The organism is Robbsia betulipollinis, assembly GCF_026624755.1.
GTDB classification, from domain to species: domain Bacteria; phylum Pseudomonadota; class Gammaproteobacteria; order Burkholderiales; family Burkholderiaceae; genus Robbsia; species Robbsia betulipollinis.
In genome coordinates this window covers 714,217-735,587 of sequence record NZ_JAPMXC010000001.1, presented here as the reverse complement: position 1 = coordinate 735,587, position 21,371 = coordinate 714,217, and the positions used below count along the sequence as shown (strand labels likewise).

Annotated in this window: 15 protein-coding genes; 9 read left to right on the top strand and 6 right to left on the bottom strand. The window is 61.2% G+C overall.

Translation table 11 applies throughout. From position 1 onward, the window contains the following. Positions 1-506 precede the first annotated feature (506 nt). Both OVY01_RS03185 and OVY01_RS03180 read right to left on the bottom strand, forming a co-directional pair. A complete protein-coding gene (locus OVY01_RS03185) occupies positions 507-2,369 on the bottom strand; it encodes a phage integrase family protein (RefSeq protein WP_267845599.1) in 1,863 nt (620 codons plus the stop codon). A gap of 927 nt (positions 2,370-3,296) precedes the next feature. Further along, entirely contained in the window at positions 3,297-3,737 is a 441-nt protein-coding gene (locus tag OVY01_RS03180; protein WP_267845598.1) for a hypothetical protein, read from the bottom strand. 692 nt (positions 3,738-4,429) lie between these two features. On the opposite strand from OVY01_RS03180, the gene OVY01_RS03175 reads away from it, so the two are divergent. Next, positions 4,430-5,080 (top strand): AAA family ATPase, encoded by a 651-nt coding sequence (locus OVY01_RS03175; RefSeq protein WP_267845596.1) that lies wholly within the window; start codon positions 4,430-4,432, stop codon positions 5,078-5,080. A 10-nt stretch (positions 5,081-5,090) separates the two neighbouring features. Next, a complete protein-coding gene (locus OVY01_RS03170; protein WP_267845594.1) occupies positions 5,091-6,161 on the top strand; it encodes a ParB/RepB/Spo0J family partition protein in 1,071 nt (356 codons plus the stop codon). An 8-nt stretch (positions 6,162-6,169) separates the two neighbouring features. On the opposite strand, the gene OVY01_RS03165 is transcribed toward OVY01_RS03170, so the two are convergent. Further along, positions 6,170-7,489, bottom strand: coding sequence for a replication initiation protein (locus tag OVY01_RS03165; protein ID WP_267847645.1), 1,320 nt, complete (start codon positions 7,487-7,489; stop codon positions 6,170-6,172). A 1,482-nt stretch (positions 7,490-8,971) separates the two neighbouring features. Here OVY01_RS03165 and folE point away from each other — a divergent pair. The 3 genes from folE (at position 8,972) to OVY01_RS03150 (ending at position 11,877) form a co-directional block, all read left to right on the top strand. Continuing rightward, entirely contained in the window at positions 8,972-9,568 is a 597-nt protein-coding gene (gene folE / locus OVY01_RS03160) for a GTP cyclohydrolase I FolE (RefSeq protein ID WP_267845593.1), read from the top strand. Between the two features lie 137 nt (positions 9,569-9,705). Further along, positions 9,706-10,191 carry a metallophosphoesterase family protein gene (locus OVY01_RS03155; RefSeq protein WP_267845592.1) on the top strand — a complete coding sequence of 162 codons (486 nt, stop codon included), beginning with the start codon at positions 9,706-9,708 and terminating at the stop codon, positions 10,189-10,191. A gap of 522 nt (positions 10,192-10,713) precedes the next feature. Continuing rightward, positions 10,714-11,877, top strand: a complete 1,164-nt coding sequence (locus tag OVY01_RS03150) for a porin (protein WP_267845591.1) — start codon at positions 10,714-10,716, stop codon at positions 11,875-11,877. A gap of 90 nt (positions 11,878-11,967) precedes the next feature. Here the strand turns inward: OVY01_RS03150 and ligD are convergent, their stop codons facing one another. Both ligD and OVY01_RS03140 read right to left on the bottom strand, forming a co-directional pair. Beyond that, a complete protein-coding gene (gene ligD, locus OVY01_RS03145; RefSeq protein ID WP_267845589.1) occupies positions 11,968-14,547 on the bottom strand; it encodes a DNA ligase D in 2,580 nt (859 codons plus the stop codon). Positions 14,548-14,581: 34 nt separating this feature from the next. Then, entirely contained in the window at positions 14,582-15,391 is an 810-nt protein-coding gene (locus OVY01_RS03140; protein WP_267845587.1) for a TetR/AcrR family transcriptional regulator, read from the bottom strand. Positions 15,392-15,594: 203 nt separating this feature from the next. Between OVY01_RS03140 and OVY01_RS03135 the strand changes: the two genes are divergently transcribed. From OVY01_RS03135 to OVY01_RS03120, 4 genes are all read left to right on the top strand, one after another. After that, positions 15,595-16,365 carry a 2-keto-4-pentenoate hydratase gene (locus OVY01_RS03135; RefSeq protein WP_267845585.1) on the top strand — a complete coding sequence of 257 codons (771 nt, stop codon included), beginning with the start codon at positions 15,595-15,597 and terminating at the stop codon, positions 16,363-16,365. Then, the gene (locus OVY01_RS03130) at positions 16,366-17,076 is read left to right on the top strand and encodes a histidine phosphatase family protein (protein WP_267845584.1); all 711 of its coding nucleotides are present in this window, start codon (positions 16,366-16,368) and stop codon (positions 17,074-17,076) included. 98 nt (positions 17,077-17,174) lie between these two features. After that, positions 17,175-18,458 carry a sugar efflux transporter gene (locus OVY01_RS03125; protein ID WP_267845583.1) on the top strand — a complete coding sequence of 428 codons (1,284 nt, stop codon included), beginning with the start codon at positions 17,175-17,177 and terminating at the stop codon, positions 18,456-18,458. A 62-nt stretch (positions 18,459-18,520) separates the two neighbouring features. After that, complete coding sequence (locus tag OVY01_RS03120) at positions 18,521-19,714, top strand: M20 aminoacylase family protein (protein ID WP_267845582.1); 1,194 nt, start codon at positions 18,521-18,523, stop codon at positions 19,712-19,714. 95 nt (positions 19,715-19,809) lie between these two features. On the opposite strand, the gene OVY01_RS03115 is transcribed toward OVY01_RS03120, so the two are convergent. Then, a complete protein-coding gene (locus OVY01_RS03115) occupies positions 19,810-21,276 on the bottom strand; it encodes a catalase (RefSeq protein ID WP_267845581.1) in 1,467 nt (488 codons plus the stop codon). Positions 21,277-21,371 lie beyond the last annotated feature (95 nt).

Genomic DNA, 21,371 nt, shown 5'->3' with positions numbered 1-21,371 from the left:
TCGGCCAGTCAGAAAACCCGGCATGCCTGTGAAACTCGGCGGGACAGGATTTCCGGTGGAGCGTCTTCTTGTGTTTTATCCAACAAAGCTGAATGCCGTCAAGCACCAAAAATTCCGCTGACTGGATCCCCGCCAAGGCGGGAAGGTATTTATGGGAAACGAGAGGGGCAAGCCGTTGAAGTGGGCCAGAGGGATTTCTGACTTCTCATGCGCCGTCCGCGTGGCGGGGATGGGATATTGCGTGGCTCAACCTGCCGGGCCTGACGCTATCTTCGCGATTTTGCAGTGGTTTTACAGGATTTTCGCGGGGCGCCGGAAGCCGGGGATGTGCCTATCGCGCGTGCGATTTGCTCCCGCCGATACGTTTCAGAAAGATTCTCCTCGAATCAGTGACTTACTGACGCTTTCGGAATCTAGTCAACAGAGATATCCACAAAATCTGTGGATATCTTTTTGTTGTGTGGAAAAAATCGGTTTCGTCTGGAAATTGAAGCTTACGATATTTGTCAAGCTTCGGTCTGCGGCGGCTTGTCGCATTCATTTGCTTTCTCGTCCCGGGCTAACCCACCGCGACGCGCATCACGCAGACGGCCGCGTGCCTGCTGGCGGAGGGAGCGAAACGAGACGGCGGGCAGGGGCATGACCGGCGTCGCCGGGGGCGGTGCCGCCGCGGGGCGGCATCCCGCGCTACGGCCAGCCAAAAAGGATGCGATCGCGCGCGCCAACACATTGGGCGTCACCGATGCGCCGGAGATCGCGCCGTCCGCCGCGCCTCGCACGATGTGCCGTCCAATCAGCGGCACATCGCGATTGCACGGTTGCGTCGGGTCCAGGCGCCTTGCATGGAAATAGGCGTCGAGCGCAGCCCTCGTGCTACGGGACACCACGATGCGCGGCGCGTCGGGAACGGGAACGGGAACGGGCAAGGGCGCGACGGATCGGGCGCCCGAAACGCCCCGCACCGCATTCGGCCGCCTCGCGTCTGGCGGCACTGAACCGGACCACGGCCAGTTGGCAAGCGACGCCACACGCAAACGGGTCATCGCTTCCAGCGAAAGACCGGTATCGCGCAACAGCAAAAACAGTACACGCAGACGCAGTGACCGCAGGTCGTCGCCTGGCAGCATGCACAGGTCGTCGAGCGTCGCGGGTATCTTTCGCGAAATACGAGTGCGTGGCGGGACGGTCTCACCGGATGGCGCCGCGGGAGGCGGCGCAAGCTGCTCGAAAGGATTCGTCGTCAAATACGCCTCTTCGACCAGCCGGGCGCAGAGACTGCTGAGAACACGCCGGGCAAGCGCCAGACCCGGGGCGGGCAGCGCACGCTCGAACGGCCGCCACTCGCCGCTACCGCGTTCGGCCTTCGGACCGCACCACCGCTGCACCGGCGTGGGCGCCGCTGCGAAACGCAAAAACAGCATGGCGTCCGCACCCTGCATTTGCCGCAGAGACGTCTCGCGCACGAGCGACATCCACAATAGCAAGCGTTCGGCCTGCAACCGATACGCGCGATAGGTGGCCGGTCGCGCGGCATGCCTTGCCAGAACGCGAAGCAGCGCGTCACGGTCTTCCCGGGCCGCGGCCTGCGGCGGGTCGAACAAATCGATCGGCGCCATTTCCGGTATGCGATGAGCGCGCGCTTTGCGCAGGCCGACCGGCCATGCGCCACGCGGCAATTCGCTTTCGGGTGCGATACGAAGCGCGAGGTCCCCTGCATGCCGGCGAAGCCAATCCCGTAACCGCAGCGCCGTCTGCTCGCCGACGCGCGGCACGCGCCGGTACCATCGATAGCCGTGTCGATTAATGAACTGGATCAGTCTCTCCACGGTATCGAGTTCGACAGCTTCGAGGCGCGCGGCAATGGCCGAATCGAACCAGTCCCCGATGCGATGTTCGGGACGGGGTGGTTCGGCCAGCGATGCTTCCAGCGTGTCGAGCAACAGGCGCTGCCGCCGCCGTAGACGCACCGTGCGGGTGCGACGGCGGGAGGCTGCGGTCTGGACGCCGGTTTCTTCATAGAGCGCGACAAGTTCCGCCTCGGAATAGACGCCATCGGGATCGATTTCCTCCCGAAAGCGCTCCAATGACTGCGGCGCGTCGTCCGGCGTTTTCTCGGGTAGTGCTCCGGCAGGAAGTTTCAACAGCCGTATTGCGGAAACATCCCCGCGCTGGCGCGCGGCCACGATAAGTTCGTCGAGAATCCAGCGCCGCTCCACACGTGCTTTTTTTCTGTCCCGACCCACATCGAGATAGCGCTCGGCCAGAACGGCGATATCGATCCCTTCGAAATAGCCTTTGATGAACGCGAGATGATGGCGGCCAACGCGGCGGCCCGACCGGCCCGGAAGGGGGAGGGCAGGATGTTCCACGGTGTGATCAACGAGGCGCTTTGGCAAGAAAGCTCCTATCCAGCGGTAAGCGGCACGGCAGCGTTATCCAGAAAATGGTGCCTTGTTTGGAAGGGACGGCTGCGCCAGGAGACCATACTGACCGAAAGTTATCAGCCTAGCAACTTTTATGTGTCCATTTGAAGATGTCAGGTCTGTTCTCGCATTTTATCGAATCGTATCAATGGCTTATTTGTTCGACTTGGCTGGTCTGAGACGTCCGATGGTTGCAGTCATGCGGCGCCCGCTTCGCTTTCGATGCATTCCGGGGATTGAGCGGCTCCAGCTTATTCGGGCACTGCGCGATCACGGGCTGCCGGCTTTTCGCGCGACGAGACGTGCTTTCCCGATGCTAACTGCCCTCGAATACTGAACAAAAACGGCGTCGACTAGTCGCCGCGTGGTTTGTTCCAGCAGGTTGAAGGGAACTGTCTCTATTGGTTTGCTGGTTAGCACCTGTCGGGACATTCAAAACAAGTCGAAGATGGATGAAATTTATTCAATGAAATCAAACGCTTATAAAAAAAAGATTAATATATATTTTAATTATATTATTTATTTTATCACTTCCCCCTACTTTCTACGTAGAAAGTAGGGGGAAGGTCAACCCCTGGCCACCGTTCGCCAGCAGGTTACGTACGCCGCTCCGTTTTCTGCGCGATACACTGGATAAAGCCAAGATTTTTAGGTGAAACGGCCGAATCCTTTTGCGCTTTAAGACGTTTATCAGCAGCTGATATCACCATACCGGGCCACGCGCATCATCAGACAATGGCGTGTATCAGCAGCGCTCACGAGTTGCGCAAGCCGATTTGTACGACGAACCCATCCCTATGCGAAACGCTACACTGAGCTAGCGTCACATGATATGGCGCACCAACACGTGACTATCAACAGCTGATTTCACAATTACTTTTGCATCAAAAATGAAGTTGACCGCAAGATGTGGCTGGGCATTATTGTCCATTCCTGAGCCGTCACGCGGCACCTAGCCAACCAACCTACGATCAAAGTGGTTCTCGAATAAGCTGTGTCGTCCATTGGGATCAGCTGGACAAAATAACCGTGAATTTCTGCTTCCATTACACCGACGTGGGGGACTACCTGTCCGTCTGTGGCTTGCCATTGCCCCAGCGCAAAATGTCGTGACGGGCCGTCGGCGTTGAACAAACGGGCCTCTGGATCGTCGTCCAACAGTGCATTGTGCAACCCCGCCACCCGTTTGATGCCTTGTATGCCGATGGTCGCGTGCGTATGGGGAGCGTTCACGACGACTTGCCGGTCAAATGAATAGGGCGGCTTCGTCTCCGCAGAGAAAACCGTTGTGTGCATGCCAAAACGAATAATCAATACGTGATTCCGAGCGTGTCCTGGTCAACTTTCCAAGACATCACAGATCGAGGCTCATTTAAGAAATTTCTTTTATTACGACATCTCGTTTTTCGTCAAAGCGGCTGATAGGCTATGCGCACAGATCAGTCATCAGTCGACTTTGCTGGAGGAAACAGCCGCGGTCCCGGCATCGTCCAACGTATCCAGGACCATCGTTGCGCTACCGCGGTTTTGGATTCGGCGATTTCGCCGCATTGTCGCCTTGCCGGAGAGACTAGGACTGTAGCGTAGCAAGACCGAATCAAGACGACATGTCATCTGGCGGCCCGACTTTCTACGTAGAAAGATCCAGTCGTGGCGGTCGCATCCATGATGCGTAGCAGGGGACCACTGACTGACCCGTTTCCTTTCGAACAGAACTCGCTGTTCTTTCGAAAGAATACGAGCTAACGGGCCAAGCTGACAATGGCGGTTTTTCTATCTACCGAACGTTCGATGCCAAACAGGCAACAGGGCATGTCTGCATATGCCAAAGCTGAACTTCAACCACAAAACCTCATGAAAACCCTCTCAATCATCGTCTTTACGGATAATTTTTTCGATCCAGATTTCGTGTAGTTAAACTCGCTATATGATACATGCATGTCGACCGTTACTTTCTACGTAGAAAGTCGCTTCCTTACCTCGATCCGAATCAGGAGATCCGCCCGATGGCAGCCAAAATCATCACCGTCTTCAACCAGAAAGGCGGTGCCGGTAAAACGATGGTCAGTTGCAATCTGGCTGAGACTCTCGCCTTGCGGGGAAAGAAGTCTCTACTGGTGGACCTCGACCCACAAGGAACCGCGACGATTTGGGCATCGATGGCCTCGGAAGAGAAGCCTGTCAAGACGACGGCGATCAATCTCAGCATGATGGCGGCGTCGGCTCACCGCGAAATACGGAAATTCGTGGCGGACTATGATTACATCGTCATCGACTGCCCACCTGCTATCCAATCGCTCGCGCCCTCGGTGGCACTACTGATTTCCGACCTGGCCATCATTCCGGTGGGCGGGTCGGGCGGGAACCTGTGGGCGATCGAGGAAGCGAAAAAACTCGCGGCTACGGCAGTGGCGAACAACGAGACGCTTTTGGTTCGAACGCTACCGAACATGTACCAGAACGTCTCGATCGTCAAACAGGTCTTTCAGCATCTCGGCATGGACGAAGCAGTGCCAATGCTGAAATCGCGCCTCGGTCTACGCGCGGCCTTCAAAGAAGCGGAAACCACGGGACAATCGGTTCATACGATATCCGGCGGAAAAGAAGCTTCGCGAGAGGTAAAAGCCCTCACGGATGAAATCCTTGAACTTATTTAAGGAATAAGTTATGGCTGAAAAGAAAAATTTTCTGGGCTCGCTGAGCCGGGGTATTCACCGCGATGGCGAGATGCGCACTGCCCTGGAAGACCGGTTTTCGAAGGCGGAAAAGGTCATAGGCGATCGTCCCAACGGTTTGCTCGTTCCCGCAGCAGAGCCTGAAACGTCCGACGTCGCGCGCGACGACAAGCGCGGCGTCGCTGCGTCCGCCCCCACGGGGGTTGCGGCGGACGTCGCCAATCTGGTCGCCGAGAAGGGCGTACATCAGCGTTTCGCGACATTGCCGATCGATTCCCTGCAAAGCAACCCGCTGAACAGCCGCAGCTTTTACAATCCCGAAGCCATCGAAGCGCGGGCGGTATCGATTCAGAAAGAAGGGCAATTGGTACCCGTTCTGGTCACCCCCGATCGGCGCCATCCAGGCAAGTATCTGCTGATCGACGGCCACTATCGGCGGCTCGCGATGCAATCGATCGGGCGAAAGCAGATGGAGTGCTGCGTGCTCGACGATCTGGAACCCGTCGATTTCTACCGCCTGTCGAAGGCGTTGAACCATGAGCGGGAAGGGGAGACGGTACTGGACGTCGCGCTCGGCCTGCAAAAGCTTCGCGATAACGGCATTGCGGCAACCGACGAGGAGCTGGTATCGATCGCTGGAGAGAACGCGACCAAGATCAGTAAATTGCTGTCCCTGCTCGATCTACCGGCGGGCGTCCGCGACACGATCCAGGAGCATTCCGCTCATTTCGGCATCAACACCGCCTATGAACTGACATTGTTCCTGAAAGCCAGCGATGCGCGCGCAACGGAACATCTGGCGAACCGGATCGTGACGGAAAATCTTACTTTCAGAAAAGTGGAATCCATCAGAAAAAATGCGGAACTGGGCAAGCGGCCGAAAAAACAACTGTCGCGCCAGTACCGGATCGTGGCCAGCAACGGACGCGAACTCGGTACGCTGAAGGAATGGGATTCTGGCCGCGTCGTGCTGGACATCCGCTTCGACGATACGAAGCATCGAGACAGCTTGATCAGCGAAATCAAGGCGAAGTTCGGCCTGGACAGCACCTCGCCTGCCTAGGCAGCGATTCAGGCAGCGGGGACGGCTTCCGGTGAACCGCCGTTCAGCAGGAACTGCAACAGATCGCTGTCGCTGGGTTCGCCCCAGGTCGTATGTCCCAGCCACGTGAAGAAGCTTTTCTCCGCCACGGTCGTCGATTTCTTCGACTTCGATATCTTCAACTGCTTGAGCGTTGCCGTTTCGTTGTAGTTGTCGATCAGTTGGGTCTGGTCCTCGACGGCCAGTTCGCCAAAATATGCCTTGGCGAGGGGAATGCGATGGGCGATGTACCGTTCGCGAAGTTCGACCGGCGATAAACCGGAGGCGGGCCCCTTCGCTGCCGCCATGGCGGCCTTTGGCTCGGTGGCGGCAGCGGTCGCCCCCCAGCCTTCGGCGAGCGTGCGGCGGAAATAGGCACCCACATTGTCCACCGGCGGAGCGTTGCGCTTCGACATGCGCTCCTTGATATAGGCGACCGCCTGCTGCACCCGCTCACCGCCATATTCGCTCATCAGGCGACGTGCCTCGGAGGGCAATACGCCGAGCTTGGTGACGGACTGCAATATCGCCGGATCGACCTCTTCCTCCGTCTTGGCCTCGGGCTTTCGCATGATCGTGAACTGAACTTCCGCGACCGAGCGCCCGTTCTTGTATTCAATCAACTCCACGGTATGATCGGTCACCTCGTTGACCTCCCGCATCGCGGGAATCAGGATCCGGCTTTTGAAAATCTTGTATTCCCGATAGGAACTCTTGTTCGAGTCCTGCCCGAGAAACAATTCGCGGAACGTCTTCACCGGGATACGGCCGGTTCGACCGACCCCCTCGTAACGCACGACGTTTTCCCACAAGGTGAGCGAGTGGCCGCGCTTGAATTGCCGCGTGATGCGCATGTCGATCAGCGCATACATCACCGGATTCAACAAAAGTTCGCGGATCTGATCGGAGAAATTGTAGCGAAGGCGCGAGCCGTCGATTTCCGCGCCGGAGAGCAGGCCCGAGGCTTTCCAGATACTGCGGCTATCGGGCATCAGATGATCCCAGTTGACCACCGTACCCACCAGGGAATTGATCGTCGCTTTGACGTAATTGCGGTTATTGCTGTTGAGCCCGACGTCGTCGATCAGATTCCGCAGCGAATATTCGAAGGTAAGGCGCTGATCTTCGGTATTCTGGGCGATCGCGTTCTTGATCAACGCGTTGAACATTTTTGCCTGCTGCAGCGTGATCGCGCCCGACTTCGGTGCGATATGCACCGCCTGCACGGCCTTCTTGAAAGGCTCCGGCGGTTCGGCCGCCTGGAACAACGCTATCTGGGTGTCTTTCGCTGCACGAGTACCGCTCGCCATACCTGTCAACCTCGTTAAGCGCCAACTGTCAGCCGCCGGGGAGCACGGCAAAGGTGACATTATCTCCGATATCTGTCACCCGATCCCCGCATGTCGCTCGCAAACGACTGGTCGCCGCTTTTCACCTCGCCTCTCGGGCCGGTTCCGCGCCCCGCCGTACGACAACCTCAAGGTGCACGGCAATGTTCGCATAGTGTACCGGGATCCCCGGAATTGCCGGCTATCGAACCATAGAGATTGACCTTTCCCGGGTCGAAGCTGCTTCCAAGCGCATCCTTCTGGTGACCAGACCGTGCCGTTCGAGCCAACCGGCACCTTAACATCTGGACCGATGGAGAGAAATAGACCAGAAAGCATTGGCCGAAAGAATGCACGAAGCCACGCAACCGACACGCACTCCAGAAAACGCGACCATGGACGTTCACCTTCAGAACCATGGACATTCACTTTTCACCCGTCTTCGCCACGGTCGGTCTTTCTGAAAAAGATAGCGTTGTCGGCACGATCGGAAAATCGTCCCATAAACGTTCACCTTTACGTAAAACAGGACTTTTCCCAAGGAAAACAACCGTTCGAAATCCGCATTTCCGGCCCTTCACCAAGAACGGAACGAAATTTCGGCAAAATCCCATAAATGTTCACCTATGTAACGAACCATGGACGTGTACCTTTGCGAGCCCGGAAGCCCTGCCAGCCTCTTTTGTCCTTCAAGCTGTCGGAAAGTAAAACTTTCACGAATCGCGAAAAAGCGACCATGGATGTTCACCTGAAGGCAAAACCATGGACGTTCACCTTGAGGAAATGCTTTTTCCTTCTTCCCGTCCCACGATATACGTCGATAAGTCATTGAATATTAGTGTTTTTTTAAATCATGTGGCAGGGTTGGAAAGGAACGATTTTCAGGTCAACCATGGGAATGGACCTTTCCGGATGGATAGCCTTTCGTTGCGTCTTGCCATAGGCGTCGCCCTATTCTGCTAAGCCGCTGTTTTTTAGGGCTTTTATTGACCGATGGCAAGAGTGGTGAACGGGAATGGTTTTTCCAGAGGCACGCGGGGGGTTGTGTTTACTAATGACGCTTTACTAGTTTAGTAAACCTTTAGCTTCCGCCGAGCCTTGCTGTATAAGGGTTTGCGGCGCTAAAGGTGAACGTCCTTGGTAAATGTGGTTACCTTCCGTGGTCGTTAGGTGCTGTGTATATGGTACGAGGGTGAACGGCTATGGTTGCGAGGGGGTTGTGGATATGGTCAACAGGTGAATGTCCATGGTATTCGGTGCGATGAATGCGGTCGATAGCGCCGGTTTGGGCCGCGGGTGGGGGAATTTTTGCTTCGGCGGCGGCGATTCGGCACTTTCCCCGGCTTTGCGTACCATAGGTATTCACCTATGGTCATGTGTGAACGAGATCCTTCATAGCGGGTAGAATCGGAGCCATTTTCAACGAGCGAGCAGTCAGCCGCGTTTTAAGAAAGAGAGACGATGATGGGTAAACCCACGCGGGAAGAAGCCGAAGCCGCGGTACGTGTCCTGATACGCTGGGCGGGAGACGATCCGCAACGCGAAGGGCTGCTGGATACGCCGGGCCGTGTCGTCCGTTCCTATGAAGAATTCTTCGCCGGCTATGCCATCGATCCAGCCGATCTGTTGCAACGCACCTTTTCGGAGGTGGACGGTTACGACGAAATGGTGGTGCTGAAGGACATTCGTTTCGAAAGTTATTGCGAGCACCATATGGTGCCCATCATCGGCAAGGCCCATATCGCATACTTGCCCGACAGGCGGGTCGTGGGCCTGTCGAAACTGGCGCGCCTGGTGGACGCGTTTGCCAAGCGTCTGCAGATTCAGGAGAAAATGACGGTGCAGATCGCGGATATGCTCGACGCGACCCTGAATCCGAAAGGCGTGGCCGTGATATTGGAAGCGTCGCACCAGTGCATGTCCACGCGTGGCGTGCACAAGGCGGGCGCATCGATGGTGACGAGTCGGATGCTGGGAGCCTTCCGTGAGGACGCGTCGACGCGTCGTGAATTCCTGGCCATCATCGGCCAGTCCACCGGGATTCATGTCCCGCAAGCCTGACTGTTCTGCTCTGGGAGCGCCCCTGAGCGCCATGGCCGGCTTTTCCAGTCGCACGAAAGGGGTAGGGTGGGGTAAAGGGCCGCGGACGCCTGGCGGGCTTCTCCCGCCCGTTCTTCAACGCGCTTCCGGCATCGTCGATGAAAAAACCACAAACGTTCACCATTGGCCTGATTTCCGATACGCACGGTTTGCTGCGCGACGAGGCAATGACCTTGCTGGCCGGTTCGCACCGGATCATCCATGCCGGTGACATCGGCGACGCGGCGATTCTGGAGCGTCTTTCGCGCATCGCGCCGGTCGATGCGATCCGGGGCAACAACGACATCGCCCCGTGGGCGGCGCAACTGCACGAGACGCTGACGCTGCAGGTCGCCGGCATCAAGGTGCATGTCGTGCACAGCCTCGCGGATATGGCGCTGGATCCGGGGAGCCAGGGTATCCGCGCGGTCGTCGCCGGGCATTCCCACCGTCCGTCCATGGAAACGCGCGACGGCGTGATCTATATCAATCCGGGCAGTGCCGGGCCGAGACGTTTCAAATTGCCGTTGACGGTAGCGAAGATGCACATTGCCGGCGAGGACATCGAGACCGTCATTCTGCCGATCGAAATTGCGCCGCGGTAACGCTGAATCGCGCTGAATCGCACGGAGGTGAATGTTTATGGGCGAACGAGAATGTTCGTGAATGACCATAAACGTTCACCATTTTTCTCGTGGATGCCGCGTGCCGGCAAAATCCGGTGATCGCCTGGCCATCCGCAGTAAAAGTGCTCGACTCCCTTTTAAACCGGTTGTGTTAAGGATGACGAATTGAAATGCGATGGCCGCACGTGTTGCGGCGGGCGCGGTTGGCTAAAGTAGGGTTATTTGAAATTCCGCAGGCGGATCGGGATCGACTGCAATGGATTTTCAAAAACACTTTCGCCAGAACTTACCGTGCATTGCCGACCCGCATTCGAGATGCATAAGACGCCCGATACACTCATTCCGTTTGACGTCAATCGGTGTATCCCAATGGAGCCGACATCTTTTTTCATACTGTGTGAAATTGGAGACACTTTTTTTTCGATGTTTTTCTTCTCCTCGTCTCGCGTTATCTTCGGATCCGAATTCCACAGACTCCTCGCGTAGCCGGAGAAATAAATAATGAAAAGTAAGCTGCTTCTTTCGACTATCCCGCTGGCGCTTCTTGGCGCGGCGAGCACGGCCCACGCACAGAGCAGCGTCACGTTGTACGGTGTCCTGGATACCGCGCTGACGTATGTTCATAACGCCGACGGCAACCAGAAGCTGTTCGGCATGAACAGCGGCAATCTGCAGGGATCGCGCTGGGGCTTGAAGGGTACGGAAGATCTGGGAAGCGGTTTGAGCGCGGTGTTCCAGTTGGAAAACGGCTTCGATTCGACCAACGGCAAGCTGGGACAGGGCGGTCGTGAATTCGGTCGTCAGGCGTTCGTCGGTTTGTCGAGCACGACGGCCGGTACGGTCACCCTGGGCCGGCAATACGATCCGCTGATCGACCTGATCCAGGGCATGACGGCGGATAATTATTTCGGCAGCGTGTTTGCGACCGCCGGCGACGTCGACAACTACGACAACAGCTTCCGCGTCAACAACGCGGTGAAGTACACGTCGCCGGTCTGGTCGGGTCTGCAATTCGAATTGATGTATTCCTTCGGCAACCTGGCCGGCACCACGGGCTCGGAGAACACCTATTCGGGTGCCGTGGCATACAACAACGGTCCGATCGGTCTGTCCGCGGGCTACATCAAGATGCTGAACAGCCCGGCCTCGGCGACGCCGGCGGGCCGTACCACGTGGACCAGTTCGTCGGACGGCCCGTTCGACGGCGATACGATCAATTCAGGTTACGAGACGGCGCACTCGATCGGCATCGCGCGCGCGGCGGGGCAGTACGTTATCGGCGCCTTCACGGTGGGCGCGAGCTACAGCAATGCTCAGTACAAACCCGACGGTTCGTCGGTCTTTACGAACACCGAGAAGTACAACACGGGGCAGGCTTTCCTGAACTATCAGGCGACGCCGGCCATGCTGTTGGGCGCGGGCTACAGCTACACCAAGTCGAGTGGCGACACGTCGGCGAAGTACCACCAGGTCTCCATTGGCGCGGACTACAGCCTGTCGAAGCGCACCGACATCTATGTCGTGGGCGCCTACCAGCACGCAAGCGGCGAAACGGGCAATGGCGCTGGCGGCACGCAGGCCGCACAGGCGTCGATCGGTTCGTATGGCTATAGCGGCACGAGCACGCAGGAAATGGTCAACGTCGGTATCCGTCACAAGTTCTAAGACGCGTATTCCCGCCTGACCGAAAAGGCCCGTTCGATTCGAAAGGAATCGGACGGGCCTTTTTGACGTGCGGCCACGGCGCGCCACCGCTTATTTTCTTTTCAGGCGCCCGCGCATCTCCGGCGTGATGGTTTGCCGGGTAGTCGAGTAGCGGGCCCAGGGGTCGTCCGTCTGACGTTCCAGTCGCGCGGGCAGATCCGCCAGCGTCCATCGGTCCGCGCGTTGCAGACCCGCGACCTCGTCGCGGTGCACCGGTACCGATACGCCCATGCCTTTCCGCGCGCGCACCGCGAACGGCGCGATCGTCGTCGCGCCCTGGCCGTTGCGCAGGTAATCGACGAAAATCCGGCCGACCCGGTTCTTCGGCCCCGGTACCGCGACGAAACGGTCCGGCAGCAGGCCGGCGAGATATTTCACGATCGCGTGGCTGAAGGCCTTCACTTCGTCCCATCCCTCCTTCGGCGTCAGTGGCACGACGATGTGCATGCCTTTGCCGCCGCTGGTTTTCACGAACGATTGCAGCCCCAGTTCGTCCAGCACGGCGAGCGTGAGCTGGGTGGCTTCCGCCACGCTTTTCCAGGGGAGCGCGGGATCGGGATCGAGGTCGAGTACGAAGCGGTCCGGCCGTTCGAGGTCGCCCACCGTGGCATTCCAGGTATGGAATTCGATGGCGTTCATCTGGATCGCGCCGATCAGGGCTTCCGGCCGGTCGATCGCCATCATCGGCTGTCCGGTCAGTTCCTTGTCGAGCAGGGTCATGCCGGGTATCGCCAGTTTTTCAGCGTTTTTCTGAAAGAACAGCTCGCCGCCGATACCGTCCGGCGCACGCACCAGAGCGACCGGGCGCTCGCGCAGATGCGGCAGCAGCCAGCCGGCCAGCCGCGCGTAGTATTCGGCGAGCGCCATCTTGGTGGTGCCGCTCGTGGCGTCGAGAATCCGGTCCGGGTGGGTGATGCGCGGCAGCGGCGTGACGTCGGCGGTTCGACCTGCCGCGGGGGGTGGCCGCGACGGGACCGTTCGGGAGGTTTTTTTCGGTGTATGTTGCGAAGCAGGCGGCGCGGGCTCCGCCGCCAACGTCTCCGGACGTTCTGCGGTGATATCGCGCGCCGCCTTGTCGTTGCGCAGACCGTGAAATACCGCGTGGCGGACCCGGCCATCCCGGGTCATGTCCGCATATGCGATTTCCGCGAGCAGCTCCGGGCGGACCCAGTGCGCTGCCCGCGCTTCGGCGCCCGTGGGGGGGGCCTGCATCGGCGTGCGGCGGATCCGCATCGTCTGGAGCCTGGTCGCGAGATCGCGCAGGGTCGCGCGGCTGAAGCCCGTTCCCACCCTGCCGGCATAACGCAGTGCGCCGTTCTCCGTATCGTGCAGGGCGAGCAGCAGCGCGCCGAATCCCTCGCGACCGCCGGCGGGATCGGTAAAGCCGGCGATCACGAATTCCTGGCGATGCTGGCATTTGAGTTTGATCCAGTCGGTGCTGCGACGCGAGACGTAGGGGCTCCCCGCGCGCTTGCCGATCAGGCCTTCGAGTTTCAGATGGCAGGCGCTGGCGAGCATGTCCGCGCCGCCCTCGGCGAAGTCTTCGGAAAAGCGAATGGCCTCGCCGTCGCGCATGCCCCGCGCCTGCAGGAGCGCCGCGAGCGCGGCACGACGGTCTTCGAGCGCGACGGTACGCAGGTCCGCGCCATCGAAGTACGGCATGTCGAAGAGGTAGTAGACGATGTGTTCGCCGCTGCCGGCATCGAAGGCGTTTTGCAGCGCCTGGAAATCGGGCAATCCGTCTTTGCCTGCCACCACCACCTCGCCGTCCAGCCAGCCGGACGACATTTTCAGGCCCGCCAGCGCGGCTTGCTGGCGCGGCATGCGCGCTGTCCAGTCATGGCCGTTGCGGGTATAGAGACGAATGTCGCCGGCGTCGATGCGGGCGAGGATGCGGTAGCCGTCGAACTTGATCTCGTAGCGCCAGTCGCCCGCGGGTACGGTGTCCACCAGCGTGGCGAGTGCCGGCTGCAACTGCGCGGGTAGCGATGCCGACGGCAGCGCGGGCATTGGGAGCATTGGGGGCGATGCGGGAGCGGGGCCGCCGTCGAGAACGCTGTGGGGCAGGGCCGCCAGGACGTCGTACGCCGCCTCGGCCCGGGCGGCGGTATCGTTCGCTTTGATCAGAAACCACTGTTCCCGTTTGCCCGGCATGTGGGTGCGCACCAGATGCCAGGCGCCGTGGAGCTTGACGCCGCGTAGCGTGAAGCGCAACCGGCCCCTGGCGTAGCCGGCGGCGGGATCGCCTTCGGGAAGCCAGATGCCCTGATCCCAGACGATGACATCGCCCGCGCCGTAATGCCCGTCGGGGATATGACCTTCGAACCGGGCATAGTCGAGGGGATGGTCCTCTACATGCACCGCCAGCCGTTTGACCTTCGGGTCCAGCGAAGGTCCCTTGGGAATCGCCCAGCTTTTGAGCGTGCCGTCGAGTTCCAGGCGAAAGTCGTAATGCAGGTGGCTGGCGTCGTGTTTCTGGACGCAGAATTGCAGACCGGTTGCCACCGGCGCGTGCGGGCCGCGTGGGTTTTTCCCGCGGCCCTGGGCACGCGGGCGGGCGGCTTTTTCGGAAGGCTCGGGCGTGGCGTCGAAATCCCGCTTGCCATGGTATTCGTCGAGCGATCGGGTCATGACGGGGCGCTCCTGTAAAAGTGCATGCCCTCCCCTAGAACTCGAGGTAGGCCGCGGCTAGTTGCGCCGCGGTGGTGGCCGCGGGTGGCGAAACGGGCGGCACGTCCCCGGGCGCCAGCCGTAACGTCGCCGCGATCTCGCGCACCGTCAGCGTTTCCGACAGGGTGGCGAGGATGTCCGCGGACAGCGCGGACAGCATGGCCGGATCGGTAATGCCCTGCGTCGCGTATTCGATGATGCTTCCAAACCGGATCAGTACGTCCTGCACGGACATGTCGGGGCGCAGCAGCAGCGTCGCCAGCATGTTGCCCATGTTTTGATTGCCGATCGTGCCCGGAAACGCATTGAAGAACAGTCGCGCGTGCCACAGGGCTTCCGCTGCGCCCAGGGCGGGGACGCTGCGAACGAACGCTTCGTCGAACTGGCGCCCGGTCGCCTGGAACTGGCTGGCCATGAAACGGCGGACCGCCGGCGTCGGATCGGAAGCGGTGCGCATGTGGAAAACGATGCGATGTTCGCCCTGCGCCGGGCGCATCAACTCGCGTATCAGAGGGAGCAGGGCCGCGGCGAGCACGTGCATCGGCCGGATTTGCGCGGCGTATGCGTGTTCGAGCCGCCGCAGCAGGCCGAGTCGTTCGTCGTTGAGGGGCTCGATCGCGCGCTGCAGCATCGCGCACGCCAGGGCTTCCTTGCTGCCGAAGTGGTAGTTGATGGCCGCCAGGTTGACGCCCGCGCGCTCGGTGATGACGCGCAGGGTAAGGGCTTCCATGCCACCCTGGGCGTAGAGGATCTCCGCGGCATCGAGGATCTTGCTTTTCGTCGTTAGTGGATCCCGGGATGCCATGTCTTTCACCTTCCTAGCAATCGTGTGGAAGACACGCAGCAAATCGCATTCCCGAGGAAAAGCCGTGTCATCGAGTCGACAAACGGTCGCCCCGCTGCGACAATTCGTGTCTTGCAAAATTTCCGCAAGCCAAACCGGCGCACCCGGTGCAATGCGCGAGCCCGGTAATCTCCGGCATCTTTCCTTACCTATTGGAGCGGCCCATGACAATCAGCACGGAGCACGATGCGTTTGCAAAACGGCTGGCTCGGGCCCGCACCGGCGCGGGACGGCTCGACGCGGCGGCGATGCTGCAGCCCCGGGACGAAAACGAGGCCTTCGCGATTCAGCATGCCACGCTCGAAGGCGCGCCGATCGGCGGCTGGAAGATCGGCGCGAAAACCGCCACCGAACGTCCGACGGGTTCGCCGCTGCCGGCGAGCGGCATCCATCGCAGCGGCGTGACGCTGGCGCGCGAGGCGTACTGGCCCTGCGGGCTCGAACTCGAACTGGCGTTCCGTTTCGGCCGGGTATTCGCGCCTCAGCCCGCGGGGTACGACGACGACGAGGTCTTCGCCGCGGTCGAGCAGATGTGCGCGACCGTCGAGATCGTCAGCAGCCGTTACGCGGCCTGGCCGGGCGTCGACCGTCTGGCGGGGCTGGCGGATCTGCAGAATCATGGCGCGCTGGTGGTGGGAGAGGCGTCCCCTTACCGCGTGGACTTTCCCTTTCTGTCGCCGAAGATGCGCTTTCTGATCGACGATCACGATATCGTGGCCGACACGGTCGATGGCAAGCCGACCAATACCGTCGGCGATCCGCGCCGCGCCCTGCCGTGGTTCGTCGATCATTGCACGCGCCATCTGGGCATTCCGGTCACGCCCGACATGATCGTGACCGCGGGGTCGTACACGGGGCTGTACCTTCCCAAGGGGGCAGGCAGCGTGCGCGGGGAAATCGACGGGCTCGCGCCGGTCACGTTCGAACTGGTCTAGATGACGTCTTCCCTGCGACGCGCGGCGCTTGCCTTCTCCACCGTCTGCGTGCTCGGCGCTGGCTGCAGCACGATGGCGGGGACCACCGAGGGCGCGGTGCCGAGCGCGTCGGCGACGGTTGCCGGCGGACCGCCACCCGCGCCCGGCGTGCCCGGTGACCCCGACGCCGGCGCGGTCGAAACCCTCATGCTGATACGCCATGGCGAAAAACCCGCACGCGGACTGGGCCAGTTGTCCTGCCAGGGGCTGAACCGCGCCCTGGCGCTGCCGTACGTGATCGAGGCCCGCTACGGCCGCCCGGACTTGATCGTCGCGCCCGACCCTGCCCACCAGAAACACGATCTCGGCATCGCGTACGACTACGTGCGGCCGCTGGCGACCGTGGAGCCCACGGCGATTTATTTCGGCCTTCCGATCAGCGCGTCGCTGGGTTTCGCCCAGGTGGACGAGTTGCGCGCGATGCTGCTCGCGCCCGCGTACCGTCGCGCCACCGTGCTGGTGGCGGGCGAGCACCGGATGATGGAAGTGCTGGCGCGCCGCCTGGTGGTCGACGCCGGCGGCGCGGCGGGCAGCGTGCCGCGTTGGGACGGCGCAGACTATGACAGCATCTACACGCTACGGATCGTGCGTCGGGCGGGACGCGTCGAGGTGTCGTTCGACGTCGGCCACGAAGGCCTCGACGGGCGTTCGGCGCGCTGCCCCGGCGCCTGAGGCGTGGAAATGGACGCAGACACAGACACAGACACAGGAACAAACCAGCATGCGGGCGGGGCGCGATCCGGCACCGCGACGCAATCACCCGCACATTCATGAATTCCCGTTTCGCCAGCCTGACCCGCATTCCGTCTTTCCTGCCCCTCGCGGGCGCCACGTTGATGCTCGGCATCGCGATGTCGTTCACGGCGCCTTATCTCTCCCTGTTCAGTATCGAACACGCCGGCATGACGCCGCTGCGGCTCGGGTTCTTCATGACCCTGATCGCGGCGAGCGGCGTCGTCGCGAGTACCTGGGCGGGCAAATGGTCCGACCGCCACGGGCATCACCGGGAATTGCTGCTCGCGGCGCTGGGCGCGGCGGCGGCGGGTTTCCTGTGCCTGTGCTTCGTGACCGATTACCTCGCGTTGCTGGCGATCGGCGTCCTCTTTCTGGGAGCGGGCGGTTCGGCGTTGTCGCTGGTGTTTTCGTTCGGTCGCGCCGCGCTGGTGGTGCGCAACGAAGCGGAACGGGCCTTCGCGACGGCAACGCTGCGCACCGTCCTCTCGGTGGCATGGGTGTTCGGCCCCTCGGTTGGCGCGCTGATATTGGCCGCGACCAATTTCTATGGTCTCTTCCTGTTCGCCGCCCTGGGTTTCCTCGGCTGCGCGGTGGTCGTCTGGCGCATGCCCAGAACGCGCCGTGCGGCGCCGGCAACGGCCTCGCCGGCCGCCGGCCGGTCCGCCGCCTCCCCCTCCTCCGCACCGGAAGAGGCGTGGTCCGCCAGCGACGCCGGCCTCGCCGCCAGCGACGCGCCGTCGCGGCTGCGCCTCTGGCGCACGGTGCTGGCCCTCACGCTGCTGGGCCTCGCCGCCAACGCGACGATGATCGTGCTGCCGCTCTACATCGTGCGCGGCCTGGGCGGCACGCGCATCGACGTGTCGATCATGCTCGGCCTCGGCGCGCTTCTCGAGATTCCGATGATGCTGGCGCTGGGCGCGCGCGGCGCGACCCTGAACAAGGTACGCTGGCTGGCCGCCTGCGCCGCCGTTCATGTGGTGTATTTCATCGCGGTCGCGGCGGTGTCGCGCATATCCTGGCTGATTCCGATGCAGGCCCTCAGCGCCTTCGTGGTGGCCGTCACGTCCTGCCTGGGCATGACCTATGTGCAGGATCTGTTGCCGCGCTCCCCCGGTGCGGCGACGGCACTCTTCTTCAACGCCGCGCGGGTGGGTTCGATCCTCTCGGGCGTGCTTTCCGGCGTGCTGGTGGGCGCGCTTGGCTACAGGGGCACTTTTCTCGTCTACGGGGTCTTGCCGGCGGTGGGGCTCTGGCTGTTCCTCGATCCACCCTGGCGGTCTGACTACGTGACACGGTTTTTCCCGCGCCGCCGGGAATGACGGTGACCTCGCCACCCGGTTTCGGGTATAAAACGTTATTTTCCATCCCACAGAATACGATCATGTCCCCATCGCCCCGTTTCACCGAGATCGCCGATATCGCCGCCGACGTGCCGGCATTGCAGGCGATTCGTCACCAGATCCATAGCGATCCCGAACTGGCCTACGAGGAGGTACGCACCGCGGCGCTGGTCGCCGGCAAACTGCGCGAATGGGGCTGGGAGGTCAGTACCGGCATCGGCAGGACGGGGGTGGTCGGCACGCTGCGCGCCGGCGACGGAACGCGCGCGATCGGCCTGCGCGCCGACATGGATGCGCTGCCGATCATCGAAGCGACCGGCAAGCCCTATGCGAGCGCCCAGCACGGCAAGATGCACGCCTGCGGCCACGACGGGCACACGACGATGCTGCTGGGCGCGGCGCAGCACCTCGCGCGTACCCGCCGCTTCAACGGTACCGTGCACCTGTACTTCCAGCCGGCCGAGGAAATCGGCGTGGACAGCGGCGCGAAGAAAATGATCGACGACCGCCTGTTCGACCGTTTTCCCTGCGACGCCGTGTTCGGCGTGCACAATCATCCGGGCATGCCGTCCGGCAAATTCCTGTTCCGGCGTGGCCCCTTCATGTCGGCCGGCGACAAGGTCACGATCACGGTGCACGGCGTGGGCGGCCATGCGGCCCGGCCGCAGAAAACGGTCGATCCGATCGTCGTCGCGTCCAGCATCGTGATGGCCCTGCAGACCATCGTCGCGCGCAACGTCGATCCGGCGCAGCCGGCGGTGGTGACGGTGGGAACGCTGCATGCCGGTACCGTCAACAATGTGATTCCCGACAGCGCCCGTCTCGAACTCAGCGTGCGCTCGTTCTCGCCGGACGTCCGCGCGCTGCTGAAGCGTCGGATCCAGGATCTGGTGACGGCGCAGGCGCAAAGCTATGGCGCGAGCGCCACCGTCGAGTACGTGGAAGGCTACCCGGTGGTGGTGAATTCGGATGCCGAGACCGATTTCGCGGCCCAGGTGGCACGCGAACTGGTCGGCGACGATCAAGTGGTCGAACAGGCCGACCTGATCATGGGAAGCGAGGATTTCGCCTTCATGCTGCAGGAGCGCCCGGGCAGTTTCTTGCGCATCGGCAACGGCGACGGCAGCGAGGACGGCTGCATGGTCCACAATCCGATGTACGACTTCAACGACCGCAACCTCCCCATCGGTGCGGCGTACTGGGCACGCCTGGTGGAGCGCTATCTGGAGGGCTGATTTTCCGGTTTCGCGGATGCCGTCGCGGAAATGAAAAAGCCCCCCGCCGGCAATACGTCGGCGGGGGGCTGGCGGGGCCTCGCGGCAGCGCGCGCTTACGGCAGCGCGGTTTCCGACACGGGTCCCGGCTTGCCGAGCGCGTCACGCACGCCCTGTGCGTAACGCGGGTCGATCTTCTCGAACAAGGCGATCTGACGCTCGACGATCTCCTGCGGCACGCCGGCCAGCGCTTCGCCGATATTGTTGAAGAAGCGCGCCTTCTCGCCGTCGTCGAACAGATTGAACAGCGCCCGCGGATGGCTGAAGTAGTCGTCGTCTTCGCGATGGTCGTAGCGTGCGATATCGCCTTCTGCCGCGAGCGGCGGCTCGTTGACCGACGCATCTTCCGGGAACGCGCCGAAACGGTTCGGCTGGTAGTTCGGTGCGCCGCCCAGGTTGCCGTTGACGCGCATCGCGCCGTCGCGATGGTACGGGGCATGCACCGGATTCAGCGGCGCATTGACGGGGATCTGATGGTGGTTGATTCCCAGACGATAGCGTTGCGTGTCGCCATACGAGAACAGGCGGCCCTGCAGCAGGCGGTCCGGCGAAAAACCGATGCCGGGGACGACGTTCGCCGGCGTGAACGCCGACTGTTCGACGTCCGCGAAGTAGTTGTCCGAGTTGCGGTTCAGTTCGATCACGCCGACATCGATCAACGGAAAGGCTTTCTGCGACCACGTTTTCGTGATGTCGAAGGGATTTTCGTGATATTGCCGCGCCTGCTCCTCGGTCATGACCTGGATGCAGAAGCGCCATTTCGGGAAGTTCTTCGCTTCGATCTGGTCGAACAGGTCGCGCTGCGCGCTCTCGCGGTCCTCGCCGATCAGCTTCTTCGCTTCGGCGTTGGTGTAGTTCTCGATGCCCTGCATCGATTTGAAGTGGAACTTGACGTAGAACCGCTCGTTGCCGGCGTTGATGAAGGAGAACGTGTGCGAACCGAAGCCGTGCATCTGACGGTAGTTCTTCGGAATGCCGCGATCGCTCATCAGGATCGTAACCTGATGCAGGGATTCCGGCGACTGCGACCAGAAGTCCCATATATTCGTCGCGTTGCGCATATTGGTGCGCGGGTCGCGTTTCTGCGTATGGATGAAGTCGGCGAACTTCAGCGGGTCGCGGATGAAGAAGACCGGCGTGTTGTTGCCGACGATGTCCCAGTTGCCGTCCTCGGTGTAGAACTTGATCGAAAAGCCGCGCACGTCACGCTCGGCGTCGGCCGCGCCGCGCTCGCCCGCGACGGTCGAAAAACGGAGGAACATCGGCGTTTCCTTGCCGATCGTGTCGAACACCTTGGCTTTCGTATACTGCGAGATGTCATGCGTGATCTTCAGGGTGCCGAACGCGCCCGAGCCCTTTGCATGAACGCGGCGTTCCGGAATGACTTCGCGGTCAAAATGCGCGAGTTTCTCGATCAGCCAGAAATCCTGCAGCGTGACCGGGCCGCGACGGCCGACGGTTTGCGAATTCTGATTGTCACCGACAGGCGCGCCAGCGGCCGTCGTTAAAGTGCGGTTTGTCATGGAAATCCTCTGCCCGGTTCATGGAGACTGCGTGATCCGGTCGCGCTCCGGCTTGCGGAAAACGCGACGATCAGGCAACGCAACAGAGGTTATCA